31 protein-coding genes are annotated in these 23,890 nt (G+C 43.2%); 30 read left to right on the top strand and 1 reads right to left on the bottom strand.

What is annotated here, in order from left to right; all coding sequences use genetic code 11:
• Positions 1 to 6: 6 nt before the first annotated feature.
• From hpt to tuf, 10 genes are all read left to right on the top strand, one after another.
• A complete protein-coding gene (hpt, locus tag TES5_RS01520; protein ID WP_068559010.1) occupies positions 7 to 546 on the top strand; it encodes a hypoxanthine phosphoribosyltransferase in 540 nt (179 codons plus the stop codon).
• 122 nt (positions 547 to 668) lie between these two features.
• Positions 669 to 2,672 carry an ATP-dependent zinc metalloprotease FtsH gene (gene ftsH, locus TES5_RS01515; protein ID WP_083546349.1) on the top strand — a complete coding sequence of 668 codons (2,004 nt, stop codon included), beginning with the start codon at positions 669 to 671 and terminating at the stop codon, positions 2,670 to 2,672.
• Between the two features lie 268 nt (positions 2,673 to 2,940).
• Entirely contained in the window at positions 2,941 to 3,843 is a 903-nt protein-coding gene (gene hslO, locus TES5_RS01510) for an Hsp33 family molecular chaperone HslO (RefSeq protein WP_068559008.1), read from the top strand.
• A 109-nt stretch (positions 3,844 to 3,952) separates the two neighbouring features.
• Positions 3,953 to 4,879, top strand: a complete 927-nt coding sequence (gene cysK / locus TES5_RS01505) for a cysteine synthase A (RefSeq protein WP_068559007.1) — start codon at positions 3,953 to 3,955, stop codon at positions 4,877 to 4,879.
• Between the two features lie 189 nt (positions 4,880 to 5,068).
• A complete protein-coding gene (gene dusB / locus TES5_RS01500) occupies positions 5,069 to 6,097 on the top strand; it encodes a tRNA dihydrouridine synthase DusB (RefSeq protein WP_068559005.1) in 1,029 nt (342 codons plus the stop codon).
• Between the two features lie 107 nt (positions 6,098 to 6,204).
• Entirely contained in the window at positions 6,205 to 7,683 is a 1,479-nt protein-coding gene (gene lysS / locus TES5_RS01495) for a lysine--tRNA ligase (protein ID WP_068559353.1), read from the top strand.
• A gap of 294 nt (positions 7,684 to 7,977) precedes the next feature.
• A complete protein-coding gene (rpsL, locus tag TES5_RS01490; RefSeq protein ID WP_068559003.1) occupies positions 7,978 to 8,394 on the top strand; it encodes a 30S ribosomal protein S12 in 417 nt (138 codons plus the stop codon).
• 48 nt (positions 8,395 to 8,442) lie between these two features.
• On the top strand, positions 8,443 to 8,913 hold the full coding sequence (gene rpsG, locus TES5_RS01485) for a 30S ribosomal protein S7 (RefSeq protein WP_068559002.1): 471 nt from the start codon (positions 8,443 to 8,445) through the stop codon (positions 8,911 to 8,913).
• Between the two features lie 117 nt (positions 8,914 to 9,030).
• Positions 9,031 to 11,121, top strand: coding sequence for an elongation factor G (fusA, locus tag TES5_RS01480; protein ID WP_068559000.1), 2,091 nt, complete (start codon positions 9,031 to 9,033; stop codon positions 11,119 to 11,121).
• Between the two features lie 120 nt (positions 11,122 to 11,241).
• A complete protein-coding gene (gene tuf, locus TES5_RS01475; protein ID WP_068558999.1) occupies positions 11,242 to 12,429 on the top strand; it encodes an elongation factor Tu in 1,188 nt (395 codons plus the stop codon).
• A gap of 163 nt (positions 12,430 to 12,592) precedes the next feature.
• On the opposite strand, the gene TES5_RS01470 is transcribed toward tuf, so the two are convergent.
• Entirely contained in the window at positions 12,593 to 14,386 is a 1,794-nt protein-coding gene (locus TES5_RS01470; protein ID WP_068558997.1) for an ammonium transporter, read from the bottom strand.
• Positions 14,387 to 15,116: 730 nt separating this feature from the next.
• Here TES5_RS01470 and rpsJ point away from each other — a divergent pair.
• From rpsJ to rpmD, 20 genes are all read left to right on the top strand, one after another.
• Positions 15,117 to 15,425, top strand: coding sequence for a 30S ribosomal protein S10 (gene rpsJ, locus TES5_RS01465; RefSeq protein WP_068558995.1), 309 nt, complete (start codon positions 15,117 to 15,119; stop codon positions 15,423 to 15,425).
• A gap of 38 nt (positions 15,426 to 15,463) precedes the next feature.
• Positions 15,464 to 16,102: a 50S ribosomal protein L3 gene (gene rplC / locus TES5_RS01460; RefSeq protein ID WP_068558993.1), complete on the top strand. Its 639-nt coding sequence runs from the start codon at positions 15,464 to 15,466 to the stop codon at positions 16,100 to 16,102.
• A gap of 26 nt (positions 16,103 to 16,128) precedes the next feature.
• Positions 16,129 to 16,752 carry a 50S ribosomal protein L4 gene (gene rplD, locus TES5_RS01455; protein ID WP_068558991.1) on the top strand — a complete coding sequence of 208 codons (624 nt, stop codon included), beginning with the start codon at positions 16,129 to 16,131 and terminating at the stop codon, positions 16,750 to 16,752.
• Entirely contained in the window at positions 16,752 to 17,036 is a 285-nt protein-coding gene (gene rplW, locus TES5_RS01450) for a 50S ribosomal protein L23 (RefSeq protein ID WP_068558989.1), read from the top strand. The genes rplD and rplW overlap by 1 nt, the downstream gene beginning before the upstream one ends.
• A gap of 34 nt (positions 17,037 to 17,070) precedes the next feature.
• Positions 17,071 to 17,901 (top strand): 50S ribosomal protein L2, encoded by an 831-nt coding sequence (gene rplB / locus TES5_RS01445; RefSeq protein WP_068558988.1) that lies wholly within the window; start codon positions 17,071 to 17,073, stop codon positions 17,899 to 17,901.
• Positions 17,902 to 17,954: 53 nt separating this feature from the next.
• The gene (rpsS, locus tag TES5_RS01440; protein WP_068558985.1) at positions 17,955 to 18,236 is read left to right on the top strand and encodes a 30S ribosomal protein S19; all 282 of its coding nucleotides are present in this window, start codon (positions 17,955 to 17,957) and stop codon (positions 18,234 to 18,236) included.
• Positions 18,237 to 18,256: 20 nt separating this feature from the next.
• The gene (rplV, locus tag TES5_RS01435) at positions 18,257 to 18,613 is read left to right on the top strand and encodes a 50S ribosomal protein L22 (protein WP_068558983.1); all 357 of its coding nucleotides are present in this window, start codon (positions 18,257 to 18,259) and stop codon (positions 18,611 to 18,613) included.
• Positions 18,614 to 18,616: 3 nt separating this feature from the next.
• Positions 18,617 to 19,273 carry a 30S ribosomal protein S3 gene (rpsC, locus tag TES5_RS01430; protein WP_068558982.1) on the top strand — a complete coding sequence of 219 codons (657 nt, stop codon included), beginning with the start codon at positions 18,617 to 18,619 and terminating at the stop codon, positions 19,271 to 19,273.
• A gap of 3 nt (positions 19,274 to 19,276) precedes the next feature.
• On the top strand, positions 19,277 to 19,711 hold the full coding sequence (gene rplP / locus TES5_RS01425; RefSeq protein ID WP_068558979.1) for a 50S ribosomal protein L16: 435 nt from the start codon (positions 19,277 to 19,279) through the stop codon (positions 19,709 to 19,711).
• Positions 19,701 to 19,895 carry a 50S ribosomal protein L29 gene (rpmC, locus tag TES5_RS01420; RefSeq protein WP_068558977.1) on the top strand — a complete coding sequence of 65 codons (195 nt, stop codon included), beginning with the start codon at positions 19,701 to 19,703 and terminating at the stop codon, positions 19,893 to 19,895. Before rplP ends, rpmC begins: the two co-directional genes overlap by 11 nt.
• Positions 19,896 to 19,922: 27 nt before the next feature.
• Complete coding sequence (rpsQ, locus tag TES5_RS01415) at positions 19,923 to 20,189, top strand: 30S ribosomal protein S17 (RefSeq protein ID WP_068558975.1); 267 nt, start codon at positions 19,923 to 19,925, stop codon at positions 20,187 to 20,189.
• A gap of 43 nt (positions 20,190 to 20,232) precedes the next feature.
• Positions 20,233 to 20,601 (top strand): 50S ribosomal protein L14, encoded by a 369-nt coding sequence (gene rplN, locus TES5_RS01410; protein ID WP_068558973.1) that lies wholly within the window; start codon positions 20,233 to 20,235, stop codon positions 20,599 to 20,601.
• Between the two features lie 34 nt (positions 20,602 to 20,635).
• Positions 20,636 to 20,944, top strand: coding sequence for a 50S ribosomal protein L24 (gene rplX, locus TES5_RS01405; RefSeq protein ID WP_068558971.1), 309 nt, complete (start codon positions 20,636 to 20,638; stop codon positions 20,942 to 20,944).
• A gap of 26 nt (positions 20,945 to 20,970) precedes the next feature.
• Positions 20,971 to 21,510: a 50S ribosomal protein L5 gene (gene rplE / locus TES5_RS01400; RefSeq protein ID WP_068558969.1), complete on the top strand. Its 540-nt coding sequence runs from the start codon at positions 20,971 to 20,973 to the stop codon at positions 21,508 to 21,510.
• A gap of 20 nt (positions 21,511 to 21,530) precedes the next feature.
• Complete coding sequence (locus TES5_RS14880; protein ID WP_072763659.1) at positions 21,531 to 21,716, top strand: type Z 30S ribosomal protein S14; 186 nt, start codon at positions 21,531 to 21,533, stop codon at positions 21,714 to 21,716.
• A gap of 34 nt (positions 21,717 to 21,750) precedes the next feature.
• Positions 21,751 to 22,149 (top strand): 30S ribosomal protein S8, encoded by a 399-nt coding sequence (gene rpsH / locus TES5_RS01395; RefSeq protein WP_068558967.1) that lies wholly within the window; start codon positions 21,751 to 21,753, stop codon positions 22,147 to 22,149.
• Positions 22,150 to 22,186: 37 nt separating this feature from the next.
• Positions 22,187 to 22,723, top strand: a complete 537-nt coding sequence (rplF, locus tag TES5_RS01390) for a 50S ribosomal protein L6 (RefSeq protein ID WP_068558965.1) — start codon at positions 22,187 to 22,189, stop codon at positions 22,721 to 22,723.
• Positions 22,724 to 22,787: 64 nt separating this feature from the next.
• On the top strand, positions 22,788 to 23,144 hold the full coding sequence (gene rplR, locus TES5_RS01385; protein ID WP_072763662.1) for a 50S ribosomal protein L18: 357 nt from the start codon (positions 22,788 to 22,790) through the stop codon (positions 23,142 to 23,144).
• A 20-nt stretch (positions 23,145 to 23,164) separates the two neighbouring features.
• Complete coding sequence (rpsE, locus tag TES5_RS01380; RefSeq protein ID WP_068558962.1) at positions 23,165 to 23,665, top strand: 30S ribosomal protein S5; 501 nt, start codon at positions 23,165 to 23,167, stop codon at positions 23,663 to 23,665.
• Positions 23,666 to 23,678: 13 nt separating this feature from the next.
• A complete protein-coding gene (gene rpmD, locus TES5_RS01375) occupies positions 23,679 to 23,861 on the top strand; it encodes a 50S ribosomal protein L30 (RefSeq protein WP_068558960.1) in 183 nt (60 codons plus the stop codon).
• Positions 23,862 to 23,890 lie beyond the last annotated feature (29 nt).

The raw sequence follows: 23,890 nt of genomic DNA, 5'->3' as shown, positions 1-23,890 counted from the left end.
AAAGAAATGTTGCATCCTGATATCGAGGAAGTATTATACAGTGAAGAAGAAATCAGCGCAGTAGTCAAAGACTTGGGCGCGCAATTGACGAAAGAATATGAAGGGAAAAATCCATTAGTGATCGGTGTACTGAAAGGAGCCGTCATGTTCATGACCGACTTATCGCGTGCTATGGACTGCGACCTGGAGCTGGATTTCATGGACGTTTCCAGCTATGGAGCGGGAATGGAATCAAGCGGCGATGTGAAAATCCTGAAAGATTTGGATACGACCGTGGACGGACGCGATCTGTTGATTGTGGAGGACATCATCGACACTGGGCGGACTTTAAGCTACTTGATTGAAATATTCAAATACCGTAAAGCCAAATCCATAAAAGTAGTCACATTGATGGATAAAAAAGAACGCCGCGTAGTGGATTTGGAAGCGGATTACATTGGTATCAACGTTCCGAATGAGTTCGTTGTTGGATACGGATTGGACTTCAACGAAAAGTACCGCAATCTCCCTTATATCGGTATTCTAAAAACCAAAGTTTATGAGTAAAATCATTCGTTAAAATTGGTCAGATATGATATGATTAATGAGATACTAGTATATTGAGCACACAAAAAAGATGAGACGTAAGATAAAGTCTGCGAAGAACGATATCTGACGAGGAGGTTCTAATGAAAAAAAATAATTTTCTTAAAAGCAGCGGCTTTTATGTTCTGATCTTCCTTGCGATCATTGCAGTGGTTTCGATGATTACAGGCGGCATGGAAACAGAGACGAGCCAAGAAATTTCATCAAGCGAATTTATGGATGCATTGAACTCGGAAGAGGTGGATAATTTTACGATCCAACCGGGTGCAGGCGTTTATGAAATCAGCGGTGAGTACCGCAGCGAACAAGAACTGGAAGTGGCTGATTCGTCAAGCGATTTACTATTGTTTGATGATACGACCAGTACAACAACAAAGAATTTTACAACCAGAGTTTTACCGAATGACGAAACACTGAAACAAATCACGGAAAGCGCTGAAACGACGGAAACACAAATGGTGTCGTTGGAAGAAGATCAGTCCGGTGCATGGATCAGTATCCTGTTCAGCGTATTACCGATCGTCATCTTCATATTCTTCATGTACATGATGATGGGTCAAGCTGGAGGCGGACAAGGCGGTAACCGCAATGTGATGAACTTCGGCAAAACGAAGTCTGAAGATGCCACCAAAAAGCCTATCAAAGTACGTTTTTCTGACGTTGCTGGTGCAGAGGAAGAGAAACAAGAGCTTGTTGAAGTAGTTGAATTTTTGAAGGATCCACGTCGTTTCACTGCACTTGGCGCAAGAATTCCGGCAGGCGTTTTGCTTGAAGGACCTCCAGGTACAGGTAAGACCTTATTGGCCAAAGCTGTCGCTGGTGAGGCTGGTGTGCCTTTCTTCTCGATTTCCGGTTCTGAATTCGTAGAAATGTTTGTCGGTGTCGGTGCCAGCCGTGTTCGTGACTTGTTCGATCAAGCCAAAAAAGCTGCTCCTGCAATCATCTTCATCGATGAAATCGATGCAGTTGGGCGTCAACGTGGCGCAGGTATGGGTGGCGGCCATGATGAACGTGAACAAACACTGAATCAACTGTTGGTTGAGATGGACGGTTTCTCAGGTAATGAAGGCATCATCGTAATTGCCGCAACAAACCGTTCCGATGTACTCGATCCGGCATTGCTTCGTCCAGGCCGTTTTGACCGCCAGATTTTGGTGGGAAGACCGGATGTAAAAGGCCGTGAAGCGATATTGAAAGTACATTCCCGCAACAAACCGTTGGCAAGCAATGTCGATCTGAAAGTTGTCGCGCAACAAACACCAGGCTTCTCTGGAGCAGATCTGGAAAACCTGTTGAACGAAGCTGCGTTGGTTGCAGCCAGACGGAACAAAACAAAAATTGATGCCCTTGATGTGGATGAGGCGCATGACCGTGTCATCGCCGGCCCTGCCAAGCGGGATCGTGTCATCAGCAAGCGCGAACGCGAAATGGTTGCCTACCATGAAGCCGGCCACACGATTGTCGGTATGGTACTGAGCGATGCGCGCATTGTCCACAAAGTTACGATCGTTCCACGCGGTCGCGCGGGTGGATATGCAATCATGCTTCCGAAAGAAGATCGATTCCTCATGACCAAGGATGAGTTGTTGGAACAAGTTGTCGGATTGCTTGGTGGACGTGTAGCGGAGGAAGTTGTCTTCAACGTCCAAACTACAGGCGCAAGCAACGACTTCGAACAGGCTACGGGCTTGATCAGAAGCATGGTTACCGAATACGGTATGAGTGATAAGTTGGGTACTGTACAGTATGAAGGAAATCATCAAGTATTCGTCGGTCGTGACTACGGTCAAACCAAAGCATACTCTGAAGATATTGCTTACCAAATCGACTCGGAAGTCCGTCGTATGATGAATGACGCGCATATCAGAGCGCGTCAAATCATCGAAGAACACCGTGAACAACTGAATTTGATCGCTGAGAAATTGTTGGAACTGGAAACATTGGATGAGAAAACAATCCGCAGCCTGTTCGAAACCGGCCAAATGCCTTCGGACTCAAATACAGAAGAATATCCAAGCGAAAAAGCACAGTCTTTTGAAGAGGCCAAACGGGCCCTTGAAAAGAAAGAAGCTGAAAAAATTCATTAGGAAGAGCAGATGCTTGCTGATGATGAATCCCAAGATTCATTACCTGCTGCCGATGGAAAAGCAGAAAATGAATCGGAAAATCAAGACACAGATACTGAAAAAAAATAAAACAAATAGAATTTTGCGAAAAGTCTGGGACGAAAATCCCGGACTTTTTGTCATCACCGCGTGGTTTCACAGTACCAAGTGAGCAAAGTGTTGTTGCTTTCAGCTTGACCTATAGTAGAATGATAGAGAAACAATTTAAGAATGCAATGGAGGATTATACATGAGTAGTTATTTAATTAAGGCGTTAGCCTATGAAGGACAATTCCGGGCCTATGCGATCGACGCTACAGAAGCGGTTGCTGAGGCTCAAAAAAGGCATGATACATGGAGTGCCTCTTCTGCAGCTTTGGGCCGCACAATGGTTGGGACTTTATTGCTGGCTGCAGCTGGATTGAAGAATGAGGAAAAAATGACCGTGATCGTGAACGGAGATGGCTTGGGAGGCCGTATACTCGCTGATGCGAACGGAAAAGGCGATATCAAAGCCTATATTTCTAACCCGAATGTCAACCTTGCATTGAACGGTGATGGCAAACTGGATGTACGCGCAGTTGTGGGGACTGAAGGTACTTTGACCGTCATCAAAGATCTGGGTATGAAGGAACCGTTCACGGGACAAGTTTCTCTGGTCAGCGGCGAATTGGGCGAGGATTTCACCTACTATATGGCAAATTCTGAGCAAATCCCTTCAGCTATCGGGTTAAGCGTACTGGTTGATACGGATGATTCGATCAAAGCGGCTGGTGGATTCATGATTCAAGTGATGCCTGACGCCAGCGATGAAGCCATCACAAAAGTGGAACAAAATATCGCAGCTATTCCCTTAGTCTCCAGATTGATGGAAAACGGTGAAACGCCTGAACAGATCTTGGCGCGTATATTGGGCGAAGAAAATGTGGAAGTCCTGGAAAAGATGCCGGTTCGTTTCCACTGCGATTGTTCAAGAGAACGTTTCGCTGGTGGTTTGAGTTCAATCGGTAAAGATGAACTTCATGAGATGATTGTTGAGGATCACGGGGCTGAAGTGGTCTGCCATTTCTGTGGCGAAAAATACCATTATTCGGAAGCTGATCTTCAGGAATTGGTTACGGCCATTGATGAGAAGCGTGCCGCCAACATCTAAATTAGCCAGCGTTTCACTTGTAATGCGGTTTCGCGTAACCTACAATGAAACTAATCTGTTCGTTTGATGGAAGTGATCAGTAAAATTTATCTTAGCTGGAGGAATCGACATGGTAAAAATAGTCTCTTCAATTGCGAGTTTGATCGGGGAAACACCGATAATCAAACTGAATAAAGTTGTGCCTGAGGGTGTGGCTGATGTTTACGTCAAGTTGGAGTCTTTCAACGCGGGCGGAAGCGTGAAAGATCGCATCGCTCTGAATATGATTGAAGTGGCTGAAGAAGAAGGACTTCTGAAACCCGGTTATACAATCGTTGAGCCGACAAGCGGAAATACAGGAGTGGGTTTGGCCATGTTGGCTGCTGCGAAAGGCTACAAAGCCATTTTTGTGATGCCGGATACGATGAGCATGGAAAGACGTTTACTGTTGGCAGCATACGGCGCAGAATTGGTTCTGACGCCAGGAGCGGAAGGAATGAATGGTTCGATTGCAAGAGCAAGGGAAATCGCAATGCAACCGGAACACTTTATGCCGATGCAGTTTGATAACTCAGCCAATCCTGCTGTGCATGAAGCCATCACAGGTCCGGAAATCATCGAGGCTTTTGAAGGCAAGACGCCGGATGCTTTTATTGCCGGAGTGGGAACGGGGGGAACCGTTACAGGAGTCGGCAAGGCTTTGCGCAAAGTCAATCCCAATGTGGAGATATATGCATTGGAGCCTACCGATTCGGCTGTGTTGAGCGGAAAGCCGAAAGGCCCGCATAAAATACAAGGTATCGGAGCCGGATTCATCCCGTCTGTATTGGATACGACACTGTACAACGGTATTGTCCAAGTCTCCAATGAACAAGCTTTCGAAATGGCTCGACGCGTTGCGCGGGAAGAAGGCGTTTTGGTGGGGATTTCAGGCGGAGCTGCCATCGCTGGTGCGATTGAAGTGGCCATCCGTTTAGGCAAAGGCAAATCTGTCGTGACGGTGGCACCGGATAACGGAGAACGCTACCTGTCCACGCCTCTGTTCAGCGTAGAATAATAGATGGAAAAAGAAGGGCAGGCCGATCGGATGGCTTGTCCTTTTTTCTTATCGGCGAGTCACCATACATAATTGGATAAGATATTTTTCTTTTCTTACGGATTGTAAGATGATAGAATGGTCCAAGAGTTTTTTAGCATCCAAAAAATGGATGGAATCAACATAAATAAGTAAAAAAGGGAGTAAAAAATGTATAAAATCGGTAATATTGAAATCAATAACCCCGTTGCAGTGGCACCTATGGCCGGGATCAGCAACGCGGCCTTCCGTGTCACGGTTAAAGAAATGGGCGCGGGCTTGGTTGTCTGCGAGATGATAAGCGACAAAGGGATTCAATTCCGCAATGAGAAGACCTTACGGATGCTGCACATCGAGCCTAACGAATATCCGCTGAGTGTCCAAATCATGGGTGGCAATAAGGATACCTTGGTTGAAGCGGCAAAATACGTGGCAGAAAACACGGAAGCAGCCATCATCGACATCAACATGGGCTGTCCCGTCAGTAAAGTGATCAAGGCGGAAGCAGGAGCCAAGTGGTTGTTGGATCCGGGCAAAGTCTATGAAATGGTTTCCGCTGTCGTGGATGCCGTGGAAAAGCCGGTTACCGTGAAAATGCGGACGGGTTGGGATTCCGATCATCTTTTTGCAGTGGAGAATGCTTTGGCGGCAGAACGCGCTGGTGCAGCCGCGGTTGCGATGCATGGACGCACGCGTGTACAGATGTATGAAGGACACGCCGACTGGAACATCTTCAAGGACGTTAAACAGGCTTTGAAGCGTATCCCGTTATTGGGGAACGGAGATGTGAAGTCACCTGAGGATGCGAAACGGATGATGGACGAAACGGGCGTGGATGGTGTTATGATAGGCCGCGCTGCCTTGAGCAACCCTTGGATGATCAAACAGACAGTCCATTATCTGGAAACTGGAGAAATGTTGCCGCAATCGACCCCGCGCGAGAAATTGGAAATTGCAAAACTGCATTTGGACAGATTGACCGATCTTAAGGGCGAAACCGTAGCTGTCAAAGAGTTCCGTAGCATCGCGGCTTATTACTTGAAAGGCATTCCGCGTGCTTCAAAAACAAAAGCTGCAGTCACATCAGCATCCAGACAACAAGAAGTAGTTGACTTGTTGGATCGCTTCATTTTCGAAGTAGAGGAACGCGAAGGTTCAAAAGAAGCGCGTACATTCGAAAAAATCGAAATAAATAGCTAAGACGGCTTGATTTTTCACTCTTTTATTGGCAATATTAAGAAGATTATGAATCAAGAAGATTTAAGAACGGAGTGACCTCATTGAGTCAAGAAAAACATTCAGAAGAAATGAATGACCAGTTGCTGATTCGCCGTGAAAAGATGCAGGCTTTACGCGAAGAAGGAATTGAACCCTTTCAAAATGGTTTTGTAAGAACACATTTATCTGCAACAATCCATCAAGAGTTCGATGCTTTTACGAAAGAGGAAATCGAAGCAAAAGATGAGACCATCGTTTCAGTAGCCGGCAGAATCATGACAAAACGCGGAAAAGGGAAGGTTGGCTTTGCTCACTTGCAGGACAGTAAAGGCCAAATTCAGATTTACGTGCGCAAAGACGTGGTTGGGGAAGAGGATTATGCGATCTTTAAGCAAGCGGATCTTGGGGACATTATTGGCGTAACTGGCCCGATCATGAAAACTGATGCCGGTGAAGTCACCATCAAACCGACGCAACTTGTGCATTTGACGAAAGCATTGCGTCCGTTGCCTGACAAATATCACGGCTTGACGAATGTTGAACAGAAATATCGTCAACGTTATCTTGACTTGATCAGCAACAAAGAGAGCTTCAATAAGTTCGTGCAACGTAGCCAGATTATCAGCGAAATCAGAACTTACTTGAACGGGCTGGGTTATTTGGAAGTCGAAACACCGACATTGCATAACATGGCAGGTGGGGCTACCGCAAGACCGTTCATCACGCACCATAATGCATTGGACATGGAATTGTACATGCGCATCGCGTTGGAGTTGCATCTGAAGCGCCTTGTGATCGGCGGCATGGAAAAGGTTTATGAAATCGGTCGTGTATTCCGTAACGAAGGAATCGATACAACCCACAATCCGGAATTCACGATGTTGGAAATGTATACAGCCTATACGGACTTCCACGATGTGATGGAAGTGGTCGAAGGCATCTTCGAGACGGTTACAACAAAAGTCAAAGGCTCTTCAACAGTAGTCTATGACGGCACCGAAATCTACTTGGCCGGCCCATACCCGCGCATCCACATGGTTGACGCAGTCAAAGCCGTTACAGGCGTCGATTTCTGGGCACCGATGACGGATGCAGAAGCGCAAGCTTTGGCGGAAAAACACAATGTGCCTTTCACTAAGAACATGACGGTAGGGCATATCATCAATGAATTTTTCGAAGCGTTTGTGGAAGATACATTGGTTCAGCCGACATTCATCTATGGACACCCGTTGGCGATTTCGCCATTGGCACGCAAAAATGAAGAAGATCCGCGCTTTACGGACCGTTTTGAAATCTTCATTATGGGCAAGGAATACGGAAACGCCTTTACCGAGCTTACGGATCCGATCGATCAAAGAGAACGTTTCGAAGCGCAAGCGATGGAGAAAGAGCAAGGAAATGACGAAGCACATGGTGTGGATGAAGACTTCATAGAGGCTTTGGAATACGGTATGCCTCCGACAGGCGGCTTGGGTATCGGCATCGACAGATTCGTGATGATGTTGACGGATAGTCAATCAATCCGTGACGTTCTGCTGTTCCCCACGATGAGAAATCTAGAGATTTAACTTGAATGTGAGGGGCTGCCGCAATTTGCGGTAGCCCTTTTAAATGAAAAAAAACGGGAAATATTGAAAATAAAACAAGACAAACTGTTGACGGTCAGAAATATACGTGGTATGATTCAAAAGGTGATTTTTGTACACAGATCCCTGAACATATCTTTCAGTCGTGCTGACTGGTGTATGATAGTCACAGAAAGAATAGTAAGTCGAAAATTTCGATTTATTTATTTTTTTAACTAAAAAGGAACCACCTGGATGTGTGGACCTAGCTATCCCATCGAGGAAGGAGGAAAATCAATGCCTACAATTAATCAACTAGTGCGTAAACCGCGCCAATCTGCTATTGAAAAATCAAAATCTCCTGCTTTAGGAAAAGGTTACAATAGCTTCAAAAAATCACAAACAAATACAAACTCACCTCAAAAACGTGGTGTTTGTACGCGTGTGGGTACAATGACTCCGAAAAAACCTAACTCAGCGTTACGTAAGTACGCTCGTGTACGTTTGTCTAACTTGTTAGAAGTTACAGCTTACATTCCTGGTATCGGACATAACCTACAAGAACACAGCGTGGTGCTGATCCGTGGCGGACGTGTAAAAGACTTGCCAGGGGTACGTTATCATATCGTTCGTGGAGCTCTTGATACAGCCGGTGTAAACAACCGTATGCAAAGCCGTTCTAAATACGGTGCTAAGAGACCTAAGAAAAAATAATTAAACATCAAACCTATAAATAGAAAAGTTAAGGAAGGAGGAATTTGAATGCCTCGTAAAGGTCCAGTTACAAAACGTGAAGTAATGCCAGATCCGATTTACAATTCTAAATTGGTGACTCGTTTGATCAACCGTATCATGGTTGATGGAAAACGTGGTAAAGCTGCTACCATCTTATATAACGCATTTGAAATGATTAAAGAATCTACAGGAAACGATCCGTTGGAAGTTTTCGAACAAGCTATGAAAAACATCATGCCTGTTTTAGAAGTAAAAGCACGTCGTGTAGGGGGTTCTAACTACCAAGTTCCTATCGAAGTACGTCCAGATCGTCGTATGGCTTTAGGCTTGCGTTGGTTGGTAAACTACTCTCGTCTACGCGGTGAAGATACCATGGAAGAGCGTCTGGCTAAAGAAATTATGGATGCTGCCAACAACTCTGGTGCTTCAGTCAAGAAGCGTGAAGATACACATAAAATGGCAGAAGCTAACAAAGCTTTCGCTCACTACCGTTGGTAAAATTTTCTTGCAAGAATTTTTTCTTGCAAGAAATTTGCTTTATGGTTGTGTAAGTCACCATTTTTCCAATAAAATGGACTTGCAATTACTTTTAAAAGAGAGAGGTGTTGAAATAAGATGGCACAAAGAGAATTTTCTCTACATAATACGAGAAATATCGGTATCATGGCTCATATTGACGCTGGTAAAACAACGGCAACTGAACGTATTTTGTACTATACCGGTAAAATCCATAAGATCGGTGAAACCCACGAAGGTGCTTCACAAATGGACTGGATGGAACAAGAACAAGAACGTGGTATTACCATCACTTCAGCTGCTACTACTGCACAATGGAAAGGGTATCGCGTAAACATCATCGATACTCCTGGACACGTGGACTTCACTATCGAAGTTGAGCGTTCCCTACGTGTATTGGATGGCGCTGTCGCTTTACTTGATGCGCAATCAGGTGTAGAACCTCAGACTGAAACAGTTTGGCGTCAAGCTACAACTTATGGCGTTCCTCGTATCATTTTCGCTAACAAAATGGACAAAATGGGTGCAGATTTCTTATACTCTTTAGGAACGCTCCATGATCGTCTGAATGCTAATGCGCATCCAATTCAATTGCCGATTGGTTCTGAAGATACATTCAAAGGTATCATCGATTTAGTCGAAATGAAGGCTGAAATCTATGACAACGATGAAGGTACTGAATACCATGAAGAAGATATCCCTGCGGAATATCTTGAAGTAGCTGAAGAATGGCATACTAAATTAGTTGAAGCTGTTGCTGAAACTGATGAAGCCTTGATGGAAAAATATCTTGATGGTGAAGAAATTACGAAAGAAGAATTGAAACAAGGTATTCGTACTGCTACATGTAATGTAGAATTTTTCCCGATGCTTTGTGGTTCTGCTTTCAAAAATAAAGGTGTTCAATTATTGCTTGATGCAGTTATTGATTACCTTCCATCACCATTGGATGTTGCTGCCATCACAGGTACTGACGTAGACACTGAAGAACCAATCGCTGTCCCTGCAAGCGACGAAGCGCCATTTGCAGCTTTAGCATTTAAAGTTATGACTGACCCGTTTGTGGGCCGTCTGACATTCTTCCGCGTATACGCTGGTACTCTACAAAGTGGTTCTTACGTTCAGAATGCCACTAAAGGCAAACGCGAACGTGTAGGCCGTATCCTACAGATGCATGCTAACCACCGTAACGAAATCCCAGAAGTATTTGCTGGAGATATCGCTGCTGCAGTTGGTTTGAAAGATACGACTACAGGAGATACTTTGTGTGATGAAAAGAAACAAGTAATCCTTGAATCCATGGTATTCCCGGAACCAGTTATCGAAGTTGCTATTGAGCCTAAATCAAAAGCTGACCAAGATAAAATGGGTATCGCGTTACAGAAACTTTCTGAAGAAGATCCTACTTTCCGTGCTTCCACTAACCCAGAGACTGGTCAAACGATCATCGCTGGTATGGGTGAGTTGCACTTGGACATCATCGTTGACCGTATGAAACGTGAGTTCAAAGTTGAAGCTACAGTAGGTGCTCCTCAAGTATCTTACCGTGAAACATTCCGTCAGTCCGTTCAAGCTGAAGGTAAATTCGTTCGCCAATCAGGTGGTAAAGGTCAATTCGGTCACGTCTGGGTTGAATTTACTCCTAATGAAGAAGGAAAAGGCTTTGAGTTCGAAAATGCTATCGTCGGTGGGGTTGTTCCTCGTGAATACATCCCTGCAGTTGAAGCTGGTTTGAAAGACGCAATGGAAAATGGTGTATTGGCTGGTTATCCTTTAGTTGACGTTAAAGCTAAATTGTATGATGGTTCTTACCATGATGTCGATTCATCTGAAACAGCATTTAAAGTTGCTGCTTCACTTGCTTTGCGTAACGCAGCTAAAAAAGCTGACCCTGCAATCCTTGAGCCAATGATGGCTGTAGAAATTACAGTTCCTGATGATTATCTAGGAGATGTAATGGGACACGTAAGTTCTCGTCGTGGACGTATCGAAGGTACTGAAGCACGCGGAAATGCACAAATCGTTAAGAGCAGCATTCCATTATCAGAAATGTTTGGATATGCTACAACTCTACGTTCTTCTACACAAGGCCGTGGAACATTCTCAATGACATTCGATCATTACGAAGCTGTTCCTAAAGCTGTTCAAGAAGATATCATCAAGAAGAGCGGAAAAAATAGCGAAGAGTAATCTCGCTGTTGCTTAGCTTGTATATTGCTTTTTCGAGCACAAATCGGTATACTTTATACGATAGACGTTTAGAGTCTAGACAAATTATAAGCACTTAATATGAGGAGGAAATGATTTAAAATGGCAAAAGTAAAATTCGACCGTTCAAAACCCCATGTAAACGTTGGTACAATCGGACACGTTGACCATGGTAAAACAACATTAACAGCAGCTATCACAACAGTTTTAGCTAAAAAAGGGTTCGCTGAAGCATCTAACTATGCTGCAATCGACAACGCTCCAGAAGAAAGAGAACGTGGTATCACAATCAACACTTCTCACGTTGAATACCAAACTGAAACTCGTCACTACGCTCACGTAGACTGCCCAGGTCACGCGGATTATGTTAAAAACATGATCACTGGTGCTGCACAAATGGACGGCGCTATCTTAGTAGTTTCTGCTGCTGATGGCCCAATGCCACAAACTCGCGAGCACATCTTGTTGTCTCGTCAAGTTGGTGTTCCTTACATCGTAGTATTCTTGAACAAAGTCGACATGGTTGACGATGAAGAGTTATTGGAATTAGTTGAAATGGAAGTTCGTGACCTGTTAACAGAATACGATTTCCCTGGTGACGATGTTCCTGTAATCGCTGGTTCAGCTTTGAGAGCTTTGGAAGGCGACGAGTCTTACGAAGAAAAAATCTTGGAATTGATGGCAGCTGTTGACGAGTACATCCCAACTCCAACTCGTGACACTGACAAACCATTCATGATGCCTATCGAGGACGTATTCTCAATCACTGGACGTGGTACTGTTGCTACAGGCCGTGTTGAGCGTGGACAAGTCCGCGTTGGTGACGAAGTTGAAATCGTTGGTATTGCTGAAGAAACTAAGAAAACAGTTGTTACCGGTGTTGAAATGTTCCGTAAATTATTGGATTACGCTGAAGCTGGCGATAACGTAGGAGCTTTGTTGCGTGGTGTTACACGTGATCAAATCCAACGTGGTCAAGTATTGGCTAAACCAGGTACAATCACTCCACATACAACTTTCTCTGCTGAAGTTTATGTACTTTCAAAAGAAGAAGGCGGACGTCACACTCCATTCTTCACAAACTACCGTCCACAATTCTACTTCCGTACAACTGACGTTACAGGCGTATGTAACTTACCAGAAGGCGTTGAAATGGTAATGCCTGGCGATAACGTTACTATGGAAGTTGAACTGATCCACCCAATCGCTATCGAAGAAGGAACTAAGTTCTCTATTCGTGAAGGCGGCCGTACTGTAGGCGCTGGCGTTGTAGCTTCAATCTCTAAATAATTTTATTTCAAAATAAAATTTAATGTGATTAAAAAAAACCCGAGAGCTTCTGCTCTTGGGATTTTTTTTATTCAGACAAATGGATATTGACGTGAACCGGGACTGCTACAAGACAAAAGAAGATCATCGGATGCGACTCCGGATGATCTTCTTTTATTTGGACTTATTCGGTTGGATATTCCAAAGCTTTCTTGCCCTCGTCGCCTGTGCTGACTCGGATGACATTTTCTACATTATAGATGAATATTTTCCCATCTCCGATGTTGCCTGTGTACAATGCTTTTCTGGCAGCAGCTACTACCTCGTGGACTGGCACGGTGCTGACGACAACTTCGACAAGAATTTTCGGCAGCAGATCGGCTTCGGTCTCGACGCCTCGGTAATAAGTTGAATGGCCTTTTTGCATACCATAGCCGAATACGTCGAAAACTGTCATGCCAGTGATGCCGATGTTATTGAGGGCTTTTTTCAGACCTTCGAATTTGCTTTCGTTCGTGATGATTTCAATTTTGGTGATTTTATTATGCGCGCCACTGCTGGCTGTTGTAGTTCCAGATGCTTGGTACTCCACAACTACCGATTGATTCAAGTCTTCTGGATTCGAGTTTTCGAAAGCCAGTTCGGGACCGTTACCTGTGAAAGAGCGCTCCTGAAATTTTTGGAAGGCCGTTCTCAATTCGCCCAGTACGACAGATCCATCGGAATTCGAATGGTTCGGTTCACTTAATGCTACAGCGATGCTGCCGTAAGCAGTTTCTCCATGTATGGCATAGTCCAATCCGATTTCTTCCTCTTGTGCAGAAACGCGTAGTTGCATGAATTGGCTGATCAGTTTTAATAAGAGATAAGATACAATACCGGCATATGTAACTACCGCAAGGATGCTGATTACTTCTGCAACCAAAAGTCTAATATTTCCGTCCAATAAGCCGCCTTCGATAGCAGGGTTGATTGAACTTGTTGCGAAGATTCCTGTCGCAATCCCGCCCCAGATTCCGCCGATACCGTGGCAACCGAAGGCATCAAGCGCATCATCATAAGCAAATTTTTTCTTCAGAACGGTGACACCGTAGAAACAAACGATACCGCCGATCAATCCGATCATAAGGGAAGCGAACGGACTGACGAAACCTGCACCAGGAGTGATGGAAACGAGCCCTGCTACAATTCCGCTTACAAATCCGAGCGCTGTCGGCTTCTTGTGGATCAACCATTCGCAGAACATCCAACTTAGACCTGCAGCTGCTGCGGAGGTGTTCGTTGCGATGAAGGCATTCAAGGCGATGTCGTTGATTGCCATTGCGCTTCCAGCGTTGAAACCGTACCAACCGAATAGAAGAAGACCGGCACCAATCATTGTCATCGGAATATTATGTGGCTTGATCGAATCATGGTTGCTTCGTTTGCCGATGTAGATGGCTGCCACCAAAGCCGATACGCCTGAACTAATGTGTATGACACTGCCGCCTGCAAAATCAAGTGCATCCAATTCGCGGATCCAACCGCCATTTCCCCAGATCCAATGAGCGATAGGATCATAGACGAATGTCGTCCATAACAGGATGAACGCTAAGAAGGCGGGGAACTTCATGCGTTCCGCGATACTTCCAGATATCAAAGCCGGCGTGATGACAGCAAATGCCAATTGGAACATCAAAAATAGTTGGTGGGGAATCGTGGGTGCATAGTCGATCGGTGCAAAACTAACGTTGTTGAGTAGGGCGAAAGAACCATCACCGATCAACGGTCCGTAACCACCGAAAACAAATGAATAACCGAAGAGAATCCATTGGATAGATACTACGGCAATGGCTACATAGCTATGCATCGTTGTGCTGAGGATATTTTTTTTCCGTACCATCCCTCCATAAAATAGGGAAAGCGCTGGTGTCATTAATAAAACCAAGATTGTTGCAAGGAATACGAAAGTTGTGTCAGCGTAATTTATATTCTCCATTGATAATCTCCTTCCGCTGGCATCTGACGAGTGACCAGCTGCTTGTGATGTTGTTAACTGTACACGCTGAACAAAAGAAAATCATCTAAATGATGACGGGCATTGTGATATTAATTGACACGGGAAGGTACCGAAATGCTTTATGAAAAAGAATGTATCTCTGTTTCGCAATTGGTGTGCGGACTCTCATCGGATAAGGGCTGTAGCTGCATGAAAAAAGTAAAAAAGATGTAAGTGGCAAAAAAGCAAACTGACATGAACTGGCTGCTGCAACAAAATATTATTCTTGCATGAGCCTCCCGAAAAAATTGTGTTTCTTCTATATAAATATAAAGGGCTCTGATAATCCGAGAAAAGCAGTCCGCGATAAAAAAAGGCGCGGTAACAGTTGCGGGGCAGAAATTCAAATTGTTTGCTATCCCGATCGGTTTCTGTATAATAGTGAAAGGGCAAAAAAGTATTCTGAGAGCAAGAGCAGAAGATTTTGAAAAAATCGGCACTAATTTTATTATTATTTTCAGAAAAGACTTGCTTTGCTTAATGCGATTATGTATAATATATTGGTACGGCATTCATGGTTATGAATAATGTATTGGTTACCGTACAATCGGGAACCGCAGCTAAGAGACGAGAGGTTGCGACACACCCGGTCGCTTTGTCACGGCGGGTGTGCCGGGGAATTTTCGTGGAGCTAGTCTTATGAATTACATCTGACGAAGGAGGGAACAACATGGCAAAACAAAAAATACGTATTCGTTTAAAAGCATATGAACACCGTGCTCTTGATCAATCAGCGGATAAAATCGTGGAAACAGCAAAAAGAACGGGAGCTACCGTTTCTGGTCCGATTCCATTGCCGACTGAAAGATCACTATACACAGTGATCCGTGCTACTCACAAGTACAAAGATTCTCGTGAGCAGTTCGAAATGCTTACACACAAACGTCTGATCGACATCATCAACCCAACAACAAAAACTGTCGACGCTCTGATGAAGCTTGATTTACCAAGCGGCGTAGACATCGAAATCAAATTATAATCAAACCTATCATATAAAAAACAAACGGAGGTGTTACCATGACCAAAGGAATCTTAGGCAAAAAAGTAGGAATGACTCAATTCTTTACTGCAAACGGTGAGTTAGTACCAGTTACAGTTATCGAAGCTACTCCAAACGTTGTTTTACAAGTTAAAACTAACGAAACAGACGGCTACGAAGCGGTACAACTAGGCTACCAAGAAATGCGTGAAGTATTGTCAAACAAACCTGCTAAGGGTCATGCAGCAAAAGCAAAAACTGCTCCTAAGCGCTTCATTCGTGAATTTAACAATGTTGAGCTAGGAGAATACGAAGTAGGAAAAGAAATCAAAGTTGATATCTTTGCAGCCGGCGACATTGTTGATGTTACTGGTACCACTAAAGGACATGGCTTCCAAGGCGTAATCAAACGTCACGGACAAAGCCGCGGACCAATGGCCCACGGATCTCGTTACCATCGTCGTCCGGGTTCAATGGGTGCTGCTTCATTCCCATCCCGCGTATTCAAAGGCAAAAAATTAGCAGGACGTATGGGTAACGATCGTGTTACTATCCAAAACCTTGAAGTCGTTATGGTTGACGTTGAGAAAAACGTAATCCTGATCAAAGGGAACGTACCTGGTTCTAAAAAATCATTAATCGAAATCAAAGTAGCCCGCAAAGCTGCAAACAAATAATATAAAAGAGAGGAGGAACGAGAAAAATGCCAAACGTAGCCTTATTTAAACAAGATGGAACACAAAACGGTGAAGTAACTTTGAATGAAGAAATCTTTGGGATCGAGCCTAACGAAAACGTTGTATACGATGCAATCATCATGCAACGCGCTTCATTAAGACAAGGAACTCACGCAGTGAAAAACCGCAGCGCTGTCAGCGGTGGTGGTCGTAAACCATGGAAACAAAAAGGAACAGGCCGTGCACGTCAAGGTTCAATCCGTTCACCACAATGGGTTGGCGGCGGAGTTGTCTTTGGACCAACACCTCGTTCTTACAGCTATAAATTAAACAAGAAAGTTCGTCGCTTAGCTATCAAATCAGTTCTTTCAACGAAAGTTGCTGAAGGAGACTTGATCGTAGTTGAAACATTGAACTTCGATGCACCAAAAACAAAAGAATTTGCAAATGTGTTGAAAAACCTTAACGTTGATACGAAAGTATTGGTTGTTGTAGAAAACGACAACGATTTTGCAGCATTATCAGCACGTAACCTTCCTGGTGTAACAGTCGTTAACGAAACAGGAATCAACGTATTGGATGTTGTTTCAAACAACAAATTAGTCTTGACACAAGCTGCTCTTTCTAAGGTAGAGGAGGCTCTTATATAATGGAAGCAACAGACGTTATCAAACGCCCAATCATCACGGAAGCTTCTATGCTTGCAATGGATGAAAAGAAATATACCTTTGAAGTAGATGTACGTGCTAACAAAACATTGGTTAAACAATCTATCGAATCATTGTTCGGTGTAGATGTTAAAAACGTAAACATCATGAATGTTCGCGGCAAACTTAAACGTATGGGTAAATACAAAGGCTATACAAAAAAACGCCGTAAAGCAATCATCACTTTGACTGAAAATTCTAAAACAATCGAATTATTCGAAAATTAATCTTTTGAAATAATCAAATAGGAGGGGAAAAAACGTGGCGATTAAGAAATACAAACCTACCACAAACGGCCGTCGTAATATGACTGGTTCTGATTTCGCAGAGATCACAAAAACAACACCTGAGAAATCTTTGATCGAACCAATCAAAAGAAAAGCCGGTCGTAACAACCAAGGTAAAATTACCGTTCGTCATCAAGCTGGTGGACACAAACGTGCTTACCGTGTGATCGACTTCAAACGTAATAAAGATGGAGTTATTGGTATCGTCAAAGCTGTTGAGTACGATCCAAACCGCACCGCAAACATCGCATTGATCCAATATGTTGATGGAATCAAAACTTACATTATTGCCCCTAAAGGCATCGAAGTAGGCCAACAAATCGAATCTGGAGTAGGATCTGATATCAAAATCGGAAACGCAATGCCATTGGCAAAAATCCCGGTCGGTACTGTTATCCACAACATCGAAACAAAACCAGGCAAAGGCGGTCAATTGATCCGTTCAGCCGGTACAAGTGCTCAAGTACTTGGACAAGAAGGTAAATATACATTAGTTCGTTTGAACTCAAGCGAAGTACGTTTAATCCTTTCAACTTGCCGTGCAACAATCGGTTCAGTAGGTAACGAACAACACGAATTGATCAACATCGGTAAAGCAGGACGTAACCGTTGGTTGGGTAAACGCCCTACAGTCCGCGGTTCTGTAATGAACCCGAACGATCACCCACACGGTGGTGGTGAAGGTAAATCTCCAATCGGACGCAAAGCGCCAGTTACTCCTTGGGGTAAACCAGCTCTTGGTTACAAAACTCGTAGCAAGAAAGCTAAATCTAGCAAGCTGATCGTTCGCGGACGCAAAAAATAATTATCACAACAATAATTGACTGAAGCAACACATAATCGAAAGGAGGCTTCACCATGGGTCGTAGTTTGAAAAAAGGACCTTTTGTCGATGAACATTTAATTAAGAAAGTTGAAGCTGCTCTAGCTAGCGAAAAGAAACAAGTAATCAAAACTTGGTCTCGCCGCTCTACAATTTTCCCACAATTCATCGGTCAAACGATTGCAGTTTATGATGGAAGAAAACACGTTCCAGTTTACATTCAAGAAGACATGGTAGGACACAAATTAGGAGAATTCGCTCCAACAAGAACATACCGTGGCCATGCCGCAGACGACAAGAAAACAGGTCGCCGTTAATTACGAGGGGAGGAAATAACATGCCAGAACAAATCACAGCTGCAAAAGCATCTGCACAAACTGTTCGCATTGCCGCTCGTAAGGTTCGTTTAGTAGTGGATCTTATCAGAGGCAAGAGCATCGGAGAAGCAATCTCCATTCTGAAATTCACACCGCGTGGCGCTTCGCCCGTTGTAGAAAAAGTGTTGATGTCAGCAATTGCCAATGCAGAACATAATTATGATTTAGATATCGAAAACTTGGTAGTAAGCGAGGCCTATGTTAACGAAGGACCAACGATGAAACGTTTCCGTCCACGTGCAAAAGGTTCAGCTTCACCAATCTTGAAACGTACTAGCCACATCACAATCGTGGTATCAGAAAAGAAGGAGGGATAATCTGTGGGTCAAAAAATTCATCCATTAGGATTGCGTGTCGGCATCATCCGTGATTGGGATGCTAAATGGTACGCTGAAAAAGATTTCGCAGCTTTCTTACATGAAGATTTACGTATCCGTAAATATATCGAAAAGAACTTAAGCGAAGCTTCTGTTTCTAAAATCGAAATCGAACGTGGCGCTAACCGCGTAAACGTTTCTATTCATACTGCCAAACCTGGTATGGTAATCGGTAAAGGCGGTTCTGAAGTTGAAAAAACTCGTAAAGAGTTAAATGAACTGACTGGTAAAAAAGTACACATCAACATCGTGGAAATCAAAAGACCAGATTTGGACGCTAAATTGGTTGCTGAAGGTATCGCTAAACAGTTGGAAAACCGTGTAGCTTTCCGTCGTGCTCAAAAACAAGCTATCCAACGTACAATGAGATCTGGCGCTAAAGGGATCAAAACTATGGTTTCTGGTCGTTTGAATGGTGCAGATATCGCTCGTGCTGAAACTCATTCTGAAGGAACTGTTCCATTGCATACATTGCGTGCGGACATTGACTACGCTTGGGAAGAAGCAGATACAACTTATGGTAAATTAGGTGTTAAAGTTTGGATTTACCGTGGTGAAGTTTTACCAGCAAAAAAAACAACTGAGAAAGGAGGGAAATAACCAATGTTAGTACCTAAACGTGTAAAACACCGTCGTGAGTTCCGTGGAAAAATGCGCGGAGAAGCTAAAGGCGGAAAAGAAGTAGTATTCGGTGAATATGGTTTGCAAGCTGTTGACTCTCATTGGATCACAAACCGTCAGATCGAAGCAGCTCGTATCGCTATGACTCGTTACATGAAACGTGGTGGGAAAGTTTGGATCAAAATATTCCCTCACAAATCATATACATCCAAAGCTATCGGAGTCCGTATGGGTTCTGGTAAAGGGGCTCCTGAAGGTTGGGTATCTCCAGTTAAACGCGGCAAAATCATGTTCGAAGTAGCAGGTGTTCCTGAAGAAGTGGCACGCGAAGCTCTACGTCTTGCATCTCACAAATTGCCAGTTAAAACAAAAATTGTAAAACGTAAAGAAATTGGTGGTGAATCGAATGAAGGCTAATGAACTTAAAGAGTTATCCACTGCTGAAATGATTGAAAAAGAAAAACAATTCAAAGATGAATTATTCAATCTACGATTCCAACTTGCAACCGGCCAGTTAGAAAATACTGCCCGCTTGAAAGAAGTACGCAAATCAATTGCACGTATTAAAACTGTATTGCGACAACAAGAATTGCAAAAATAGTAGATCAGCAAAGGAGGTCACAACGAAATGACTGAACAACGTAACCAACGTAAAGTCTACCAAGGTGTTGTTGTTTCCGATAAAATGGATAAAACAATCGTTGTAGAAGTATCTACAACAAAAACACATCCAACTTACGGCAAACGCGTTAAGTACTCTAAAAAGTACAAAGCACATGATGAAAACAACCAAGCAAAAATGGGAGATGTAGTTAGAATTATGGAGACTCGTCCTCTATCTGCTACTAAAAACTTCCGTTTACTGGAAGTTGTTGAAGAATCAGTAATCATCTAATCAGACAAATAAATATTTTTATATCCGGAAGGAGGATACTGACGTGATACAAACAGAATCCCGCTTAAGAGTTGCCGACAATTCAGGCGCTAAAGAAGTGTTAACTATCAAAGTTTTAGGTGGTTCAAACCGCAAATTCGCAGGAATTGGTGATACAATCGTCTGCACAGTAAAACAAGCTACACCCGGTGGTGTTGTCAAAAAAGGTGATGTAGTTAAAGCTGTTATCGTTCGTACGAAACACGGCGCACACCGTAAAGATGGTTCTTACATCAAATTTGACGAAAATGCTTGTGTAATCATTCGTGACGACAAGAGCCCTCGTGGAACACGTATCTTTGGACCAGTTGCACGTGAATTGCGTGACAACAACTACATGAAGATCGTTTCACTAGCTCCAGAAGTATTGTAATCAACTGTCATAAATGAAGGAGGTGCAACAAAGCATGCACGTAAAAACTGGTGATAAAGTTAAAGTCATTACTGGAAAAGATAAAGGTAAAGAAGGAGTCATCCTTAAAACTTTCCCTAAAAAAGATCGTGTTATTGTCGAAGGCATTAATATTGTCAAGAAACATCGCAAAGCTTCCCAAACAAACCCAACAGGTGGAATTCTTGAAGAAGCAGCACCTATCCATGTTTCTAACATTATGTTAATTGATGCTAAAACTGGCGAACCTACTCGCGTAGGATCTAAAGTCGTAGATGGCAAAAAAGTCCGCGTTTCCAAAAAAACCGGCGAAATCATTGATTAATTATTAGAGGAAGGAGGATATTCTAAATGAACCGTTTAAAAGAAAGATATACAAAAGAAATCGTTCCATCATTGATGGAAAAATTTGAATACACTTCAATCATGCAAGCACCAAAAATTGACAAAATTGTCATCAACATGGGTGTGGGTGATGCTGTTTCAAATACAAAAAACTTGGATAAAGCAGTTGAAGAATTAACTTTGATCTCTGGTCAAAAACCAGTCATCACGTTAGCTAAAAAATCAATCGCAGCATTCCGTTTACGTGAAGGTATGCCTATCGGCACTAAAGTTACTCTACGTGGCGAAAGAATGTACGACTTCTTGGATAAACTAGTAACAGTTTCATTACCACGTGTACGTGACTTCCGTGGGATCAGCAAAAAATCTTTTGATGGTCGTGGAAACTATACTTTAGGTATCAAAGAACAATTGATTTTCCCAGAAGTTGACTATGATAGAGTCGACAAAGTGCGTGGTATGGATATCGTTATCGTAACTACAGCTAACACTGACGAAGAATCAAGAGAATTATTGACTCAACTTGGAATGCCATTCCAAAAATAAGCTAAGGAGGCGAATAATAATTGGCTAAAAAATCCATGATTGCTAAAAACAAGCGTCCCGCAAAACATTCTACTCAAGCTTACTCTCGTTGTGAACGTTGCGGACGTCCACATTCAGTTTATCGCAAATTCAAACTTTGCCGTATTTGCTTCCGTGAACTTGCCTATAAAGGACAAATTCCCGGCGTGAAAAAGGCTAGCTGGTAATTTAACCATACTCGCAAAAGGAGGTATAATGTAAATGGTCATGACAGATCCAATCGCAGATTTCTTAACTCGTATTCGTAATGCCAACATGGTACGTCACGAATCTTTAGAAGTGCCTGCATCAAAGACAAAATTAGAGATCGCTAACATTCTTAAGGCTGAAGGTTTCATCAAAAACTTTGATTACACTTCAGACGACAAACAAGGTGTTATCCGTGTATTCTTAAAATATGGTCCAAACAACGAACGCGTCATCACTGGTTTGAAACGTATTTCAAAACCAGGTTTGCGTGTATACGCTAAAACTGGCGACATCCCTAAAGTATTGAATGGTTTAGGAATCGCAATCGTGTCTACTTCTGAAGGTGTTATCACCGACAAAGAAGCAAGAGCGAAAAACATCGGCGGCGAAGTATTAGCTTACGTTTGGTAATTTAAAAAAATAAGAGAAAATAAGGAGGTGCAGCCCTGTGAGTCGTATTGGTAATAAAGCAATCGAAATCCCAGCTGGCGTAACCGTTACTCAACAAGGTAACACTGTTACGGTTAAAGGCCCTAAAGGCGAATTAACTAGCACATTTAATGAAATGATCGGTATCAATATCGAAGGAAACACTGTTACTTTCACTCGTCCTAACGAAGAGAAATTCACTAAATCCATTCATGGTACTACACGCGCGTTGTTGAACAACATGGTTGTAGGTGTATCTGAAGGATTCATGAAAGAATTGGACTTAGTAGGGGTTGGGTACCGTGCTCAATTACAAGGTAAAAAACTTGTATTGAACGTAGGATATTCTCATCCAGTGGAATTCACACCTGAAGACGGTATTGAAGTGGAAGTACCATCTAACACTAAAATTATCGTTAAAGGTTACGATAAAGCTAAAGTTGGCGCTTTGGCAGCCAACATCCGCGGCGTACGCCCACCAGAGCCTTACAAAGGTAAAGGGATCAAATACGTTAACGAAATTATCCGTCGTAAAGAAGGTAAGACAGGTAAATAATAGTCCGCTATTATTACTTGCTTCCTGAACGACCCAACAAAATTAAATTAAAGAGGTGACAATTGTGATTACTAAACCAGATAAAAACAAAGTGCGCCAAGCTAGACACGCACGCGTAAGAAGAAAAATCTCTGGTACTGCAGAGTGCCCACGCTTGAACGTTTTTCGTTCCAACAAAAACATCTACGCTCAATTAATTGATGACGTAGCGGGTGTGACGCTAGCAAGTGCCTCTACAAAAGAATCAGAAATCGCAAGCGGTACTAAAACTGAAGCTGCTGCTGCAGTTGGAAAACTAATTGCTGAACGTTCTGTTGCTAAAGGTATCAAAAAAGTAGTCTTTGACCGTGGTGGCTATCTGTACCATGGTCGTGTGCAGGCTTTGGCTGAAGCTGCCCGCGAAAATGGACTAGATTTCTAGGAAAAGGAGGATAACCACACATGGTTTATGTTGACCCAGCTCATATTGAATTAGAAGATCGCGTTGTTGCAATCAATCGTGTAACAAAAGTTGTTAAAGGTGGACGTCGTCTGCGCTTTGCTGCTTTAGTTGTTGTAGGAGACAGAAACGGACATGTAGGATTCGGTACTGGTAAAGCAGCCGAGGTTCCAGAAGCTATTCGTAAAGCTATCGAATCTGCTAAAAAGAGCCTTATTGAAGTTCCAATGTCTGAATCAACAATCCCACACCAAGTTATCGGAACTTTCTGTGGCGGTAACGTAATGTTGAAACCTGCTAAATCCGGTTCCGGAGTATCCGCAGGCGGACCAGTCCGTGCCGTTGTTGAATTAGCTGGTATCGCTGATATCACAAGCAAGTCCCTTGGTTCTAACACACCTATCAATATGGTACGTGCTACAATCGATGGCTTGAAACAATTGAAAAATGCTGAAGATGTTGCGAAATTACGCGGCAAATCAGTTGAAGAATTACTAGGATAAGGAGGACTACATCATGGCAGAAGTAAAGATCACTTTAACACGCAGCTTGATCGGACGTCCTCAAAACCAAAAAGATACTTGCAAGGCTTTGGGATTGTCCAAAATCGGCAAAACTGTTGTGAAACCAGCTAACCCAGCTATCTTGGGCATGATTAACACAGTAAGCCACTTAGTAACATCAGAAGAAGTTAAATAATAAATATCAGATTGAAGGAGGTGCCAAGT

The sequence above is a fragment of the Trichococcus sp. ES5 genome, from assembly GCF_900067165.1.
Lineage (GTDB): Bacteria > Bacillota > Bacilli > Lactobacillales > Aerococcaceae > Trichococcus > Trichococcus flocculiformis.
This window is presented reverse-complemented; position numbering and strand designations above follow the sequence as displayed.